The sequence below is a fragment of the Saccharopolyspora tripterygii genome (genome assembly GCF_054778355.1).
This window is the reverse complement of the sequence record NZ_BAAGZP010000001.1, coordinates 150938-156937: the sequence shown is the minus strand read 5'-3', so window position 1 is coordinate 156937 and position 6000 is coordinate 150938. Positions and strand designations below refer to the sequence as shown.

9 protein-coding genes are annotated in these 6000 nt (G+C 67.8%); all 9 read left to right on the top strand.

The window, feature by feature from the left end; all coding sequences use genetic code 11:
- Positions 1 to 282: hypothetical protein (locus ACYVF3_RS00860; RefSeq protein WP_461152365.1), on the top strand; the 282-nt coding region annotated here is incomplete at its 5' end.
- A gap of 549 nt (positions 283 to 831) precedes the next feature.
- Positions 832 to 1263, top strand: a complete 432-nt coding sequence (locus ACYVF3_RS00855; RefSeq protein WP_461152364.1) for a hypothetical protein — start codon at positions 832 to 834, stop codon at positions 1261 to 1263.
- On the top strand, positions 1263 to 1772 hold the full coding sequence (locus ACYVF3_RS00850; RefSeq protein WP_461152363.1) for a hypothetical protein: 510 nt from the start codon (positions 1263 to 1265) through the stop codon (positions 1770 to 1772). The genes ACYVF3_RS00855 and ACYVF3_RS00850 overlap by 1 nt, the downstream gene beginning before the upstream one ends.
- A complete protein-coding gene (locus ACYVF3_RS00845; protein WP_461152362.1) occupies positions 1772 to 3547 on the top strand; it encodes a DNA cytosine methyltransferase in 1776 nt (591 codons plus the stop codon). Before ACYVF3_RS00850 ends, ACYVF3_RS00845 begins: the two co-directional genes overlap by 1 nt.
- The gene (locus ACYVF3_RS00840; protein WP_461152361.1) at positions 3547 to 3816 is read left to right on the top strand and encodes a hypothetical protein; all 270 of its coding nucleotides are present in this window, start codon (positions 3547 to 3549) and stop codon (positions 3814 to 3816) included. Before ACYVF3_RS00845 ends, ACYVF3_RS00840 begins: the two co-directional genes overlap by 1 nt.
- On the top strand, positions 3813 to 4226 hold the full coding sequence (locus ACYVF3_RS00835) for a hypothetical protein (protein WP_461152360.1): 414 nt from the start codon (positions 3813 to 3815) through the stop codon (positions 4224 to 4226). Before ACYVF3_RS00840 ends, ACYVF3_RS00835 begins: the two co-directional genes overlap by 4 nt.
- Entirely contained in the window at positions 4223 to 4483 is a 261-nt protein-coding gene (locus tag ACYVF3_RS00830) for a WhiB family transcriptional regulator (RefSeq protein WP_461152359.1), read from the top strand. The genes ACYVF3_RS00835 and ACYVF3_RS00830 overlap by 4 nt, the downstream gene beginning before the upstream one ends.
- A gap of 29 nt (positions 4484 to 4512) precedes the next feature.
- A complete protein-coding gene (locus ACYVF3_RS00825; RefSeq protein WP_461152358.1) occupies positions 4513 to 4953 on the top strand; it encodes a hypothetical protein in 441 nt (146 codons plus the stop codon).
- Positions 4946 to 5170, top strand: a complete 225-nt coding sequence (locus ACYVF3_RS00820) for a hypothetical protein (RefSeq protein WP_461152357.1) — start codon at positions 4946 to 4948, stop codon at positions 5168 to 5170. The genes ACYVF3_RS00825 and ACYVF3_RS00820 overlap by 8 nt, the downstream gene beginning before the upstream one ends.
- Positions 5171 to 6000 lie beyond the last annotated feature (830 nt).

Genomic DNA, 6000 nt, shown 5'->3' with positions numbered 1-6000 from the left:
GAATCCGAATTCGAGCGCTACGCCCACGCCCGACTGCTGGTCATCGACGACCTCGGTGCGGCCAAGGGCAGCGAGTGGAACGAGGAAGTGAACTACCGGCTGATCAACTACCGGTACGACCACGAACTGCCCACCCTGATCACCACCAACCTGATCGGCGACACCCTCGTACCCGTCCTCGGCGACCGAGTCGCCTCCCGCCTGTACGCCATGTCACCGAAACCCGCTTTCCTCGCCGGAACCGACCGGCGCCGGAGCCGACTGCAGGCGGTGAGCCAGTGAACCGCGAAGACTGGGGCGAACCGCCGTCGGCGAGCTACCCACACGCAACCGTCGGGCGAGCCCGTCAAGTGCACATCGACCGCGTCACGGACTGGATCAGCGACCGCCTGGACGCCCACCAGGCGAGCCGGAACACGCACGAGGACCGCAAGCAGGCGTTCGGGATCGCATGCCCCTACTGCGGCGCGCACCGCCAGAAACCGTGCTGGCAGACGTGGAGAGGCACGCCGCTAGCGAGCGGGAAGGTCATGACCGAGCCCCACCCGCATCGGATCGCCGCGTCCCACCCAGCGACCGCAGGTTCCGTGGAATCACTTCCCCACTCCGCCTAGAAACTGGGCAGTAGTGGGTATAAACTACCTCTCACTTGCTCCATGCTTCTTTGTCACCAGCACAAACACGCAAAGAGGTCTCTGGGGCGGTCGCTGCCCACTGGGCACCACCCACTGGGGCAAACACCTACGGCCCACCCCAAAAACCGCCACACGGCCCACACAGCCCCCGCAAACACGCACCGACGCGAACTCAACAACCCAGAAGGACACCACCGTGAACCTCACCGCCGCACTCACCGCACTAGCCGGCCACTACGCCAACCACCCCGAACTCCCCGGCTGGCACTCCATCGACAACAACCTCGATGACACGATCCGGGTGCACATCGCCCTCGGGATCAACGAACGCCGCCCCGCCTCCCGCGCCCTCATCGACTGGGCGAACACCCTCATCAACCCGACCGCGCACCTCAAACGCTTCATCGCCGGGTGGGCCGGAGAAACCCACGACCAGATCCACGTGCACGGCCACTACTCCGACGGGCAAGCGATCAACGTGCACCACACCGTCACCGGCTTCGGCGACTACATCGGTGCCCCCGCGATCACCACCGTCGGCGAGACCGTCGACATCCCCATCGACCTCGACCAGCTCCGCGCCTTCGCCAACGAGCGTCGCGACATCGAGTTCGAGGTGGCCGCGTGATGACTGACTTCGACCACTACCGCGAAGCCGAACGGCTGCTCCGCCGCGCCGATGCAGCATCGCCGAGCGATGACACCAGCCCGACGATCGCCCGCGCCCAGGTGCACGCCACCCTTTCGCTCGCCGAGACCAACACCAAGGCGACCACGACGGCCGCGCAGCCGAGATCCCTGCCCGATTGGCAGATCGAGCTGGTGACCGGATTGCGGGCACTGGTGGAGATGTTCGAGGCCAACCCGCAGATCATTGAGACCAACCGGTACACGTTCCGAAGCATCAACGTGCCGCTCAACACCTCCGCCGATCCCCGTGCGGACCTGCAGGCGACGGTGACCGCCGCACTCGCCCACGGCGCGACCCCCGAACGGTTCGACTCGGGCGAGTACGTCGGCGTCAAGTTGAGCTGGGGCAGCCAGGTGAAGCTGTACCTCTACGACCGGCCCGAGAAGCTGGGTGACGTCGCCTCACTCCTGCCCGGTGGCACGGACGTCGAGGCGGTGGATGCGTGATGCCCACCTGCCGCAAGGGCCGCACCACGACCCGCACCGCCGAACACCGGCCCGCTGTGAAGCCGCGCCGATTCCGGCACGACGACCTCGTTGCCGTCGACCTGTTCTCCGGGTTCGGCGGGCTCACCCAGGGAATCAAGGATGCCGGGTTCACGACGATCATGGCCGCGAACCACAACACCTACAAGGTCGAGGTTCACGAGGCGAACCACTCCTACGCCGAGCACTGGATCGCCAACCTCGTCGACCCCGACGCCGCGGACTACCACTCGGCCCGGGACCTACCCGAAGCCGATCTGCTCGTCGCCGGAGTGTCCTGCGTGAACCACTCGCAGGCCAACACCCAGCGCGCCTACGCGCAGGGCCTGTCGCTGTTCGACCTCGATGATCCCGAGTTCGAGGAGCGAGTCACCCGCAGCGAGCGGGACCGGGCGACGGCGAACTGCGTCCTGCACTACGCCCAGAAGAACCACCCCCGGATGATCCTGGTCGAGTGCACCACCGAGCTCACCTCATGGGGCCCGTCGCTGCCCGGCCGCCCGAAGGTCGGCGACGGTTCGAGCTACCGGTGGTGGCTCAAGCGGTTCAAGCCGCTCGGCTACAAGCACAAGGTGCTGTACCTGAACGCCCAGTTCTTCGGCGTCCCACAGTCCCGCGACCGGCTGTTCATCGTGTTCTGGGACAAGGCGATCCCGGACCCCGACCTGGAGCACCGGCCCGAAACCTGGTGCGGGTCCTGCGACCAGACCGTCGAGGCCGTGTGGTCGTGGCGCACCGGCATCCCCGCAACCGGTTCGGTGCGCTACGGCCGCCAGTACGACTACCGGTGCCCGCGCTGCCGGAACGAGGTTGTCCCGCCGATGACCCCGTCGCTGCTCGCGCTCGACCTGAGCAACCTCGGGACCCGCATCGGCGACCGGCCACTGAAGGAGTTCAAGGACCCGAAGACCGGCGGAACCGTGCGGTTGCCGCTCGCGCCGGCCACCCTGGCGCGTGCCGAGCGCTGCCGCCAGAAGTTCGCGCAGTTCCCCGCGCTGCTGATGCCCGCGAAGGCCAACCACGGCACCGAACGACACCCGTTCCAGCCGCTGGCCACGCAGACCTCGCAGCAGGAAACCGCGCTGCTCACCACCGGCTCGGTGTTCGCGGCGCACCGGCACAACGGCGATGGCAAGCACATCAGCCGACCGATGGACACCGTCACCTCGACGCACGAGCTCGCCGTGATGCTCGCGGTCAACAACTACCAGGGGGTTCCGCGCTCGGCGGCCGAGCCGCTGCCGACGCAGGCGGGTTCGGAGACGCTGAGCCTGCTCACCGCGGCCGGTGTCGTGCCGTTCCGGCAGAACACCATCCCCGCGGTCCACGCCGAGCCGATGTCCACCGTCACCTCCGACCAGATCCCAGGCCTACTCACCGCCCAGGTGCCACAGCCCCAGGCTGGTCAGTCGGGGGCGGTGAACTCCGCCGCTGCAGGGCAAGGCCAGCTGTTCACCGGTTGGCACAAGCAGGACAACGGCATGCTCGTCGCCGAGTGGTCGCAAGCCCTCGCGGACGTGCCGCTGGAGGACTGCCACTTTCGGATGCTCGGACCCGATGAGGTCGGTGTGGGCTGCGGTTTCGACGCCGGGCTCGGCGGCCGGAAGGGCAGCTTCATCGTCTGGGGCTCGGCTCGCAATCAGGTCGACGGGTACGGCAACGCGGTTCCGCCGGCGATGGGCACCTGGATCGGCCGCCGGATGCGCGCCGTGCTCCACGCCGAGGCGGCTGCGTGATGGCCGAGCCGAAGAACCGCCATGACGAGGGCTGCGAGGTGTGGACCGGCGACGGCTCCTGCACCTGCCACTTCGTCGTCGGCGATCGGGTGCGTGTTCGCGATCGCTCCGACTCGGGTCGGTACCGCGGCAAGAGCGGCGAGGTACTGGAGATCTGGGCCTCCTGGTCCGAGTACCGGGCGATCGTCGCTCTCGGCGAGCTCACCGACACCGACATGCCAGAACGCATCTTTTCGCAGAACGACCTGGAGAAGGACGAGACGGTATGACCAGCCCCCGCAAGCGCTCCCGCCGCTCCGCGAAATCCGCCGGCGCCCGCTTCGAACGCAGCATCGCCGACTACCTCGCCGAACACATCGACGACCGCATCGACCGCCGCCCCAAGACCGGAGCAAAGGACCGCGGCGACATCGGCGGAATCCGCCTCTCCCCCGCCCTTCGCGGCGGCCGGATCGTCGCCGAGTGCAAGGACACCACCCGCACCGAACTCGGTGCCTGGTCGGCCGAGGCCGAAACCGAACGCGGCAACGACGACGCCATCGCCGGGCTCGTCGTCCACAAGCGCCACGGCGTCGCCGATCCCAGCCAGCAGTGGGTGACCTGCACCCTCGCCGACCTGGTCGCTCTACTCACCGGCCAACGCCCGCAGACCGACGATCCCGAGGAGATGAGCGCATGACCACCACAGACACCAGCACCCGGCCCGCCTGCAGCGATGCCCCCGACCCCGATGCGTTCTTCCCCCGCAACGGCGAAGTCCACGGCCAGAAACCACCAGCACGCGCCCTGCACCTCACCCGCACCTACTGCGCGTTCTGCCCTATCCGGCCGGCTTGCGAACTCGAAGGCGACACCGCCAAGCGGCCCGGCTTGTGGGGCGGGTACTGGCGGCGGAAGTCGCACACCTACGGCTACGTGAAAACCCTCGCCGTCTGACCTACCAGCCCGCTACGGAAGGCCCCAGCATGTCCGACACCGCACAGACCGCGCTTGGGAACCCGAACACGTTCCACGAGTACGACGACGACGGCACCGCCCACGACCCGATGGTGGTCTGGGACCTGTCGATCGGCTGCACAGCGACGGTCGGTTTCCAGGGTGATCACCTGGTCGTGCTCGTGAGCACCTCGGATCAGGACAAGCGGGCCGGCATCACCCGCCGTGCCGTGACCCGCCAGCAGGTCGCCGACTACGCCTGCCAGCTGCTTACGCTCGTCGGGGATTCGCTGCCGATGGCCGGCGCCGAGCACACCAAGCACGACATCAAGCGTGTTGCTCGGGCCCTGATGCGGGTGCAGCACTCCGGATGCCTCGTGTGGGAAGAGGAGTCGGACGAACTGCGTGGGCACCTCATGGACCAGGCCCGCGCCGCCATCGCAGCGCTGAAAGGTGGCGGCGATGCCTAACCTCGACGCCCAGATTCGGGCCTGGTTCATGGACAACGACCGCGACGACGATGAGTCGGCCCGGAACCTCGCTAAGACGTGCGACGCCCTCAGCACCGTGCTGGACCTGTGTTTCACCATGGACGGACAGGTGACAGGGGAAGGCGACGCCGAGCACCCCGTCGCGAAGCTGGTCCGCGAGCGGATCGCCAGCAAGTTGGGGGTGCCCGATGCTTGACCTTGCCGAGCTCGAAACCCCGGTCTGTGACTGCGGTCAGCCCTGCGAACCCGATCAAGACGCCTGCTGGCAATGCCTCTCCGAGTGTGGTCAAGACACTCCGGTCGCACGAGAGAACGCGTCCAGCGCCAACGTCTGACGCCCGAACACGACGACGGGCCCCGCACCATCGGTGTGGGGCCCGATTCATGCGCAGCACGGGCGGCCACGGCCACTAAGATCCGCTCATGCCCGACAGCAGCGGCAACTACCCGCGTTGGTTGCCCTCCCCGTCCCTCCGCGACCGGGAAACACACCTCGCCTACTCCCCACTCCAAAGCGCCTGCGGGGCACAGGTGATGTGGGCCCAGCCCGGGCATCCCGCTACCCAACGCCCCCACTGCAGCAGTTGCGAGCGAGTGCTGGCGGCCGGCAAGTGAAGGTCCGTGCCTGCGACGACTGCGGAATCGACGTACCACGGACGCGACCAACAGGCGCAATCCAACGGCGCTGCGATGACTGCCGTCGAGAACACCGCAACCGGCTCAACGCGGCCTGGCGCGAACGCAACCCGGATGCCAAGCCCCACTACCACCGCGGGCGGCGAACCGCACCCACCGTTTCGACCACGGCACAGCAGGCCCGCCCTTGTGATGACTGCGGCACGGAGGTTCCCCGCACCAGCCCGAAGGGTCAAATCCCGAAACGTTGTCCGGACTGCGCCCGAGCGAAACGAAACGGGCAAGCTGCCGCCTGGCGGGAACGCAACGCCAACGCCTCGAAACGCTACAGCCGTGAACGAACCAAGCGACGCCAACAACAGCGCGGAACCCGCACCTGTCCGGCCTGCC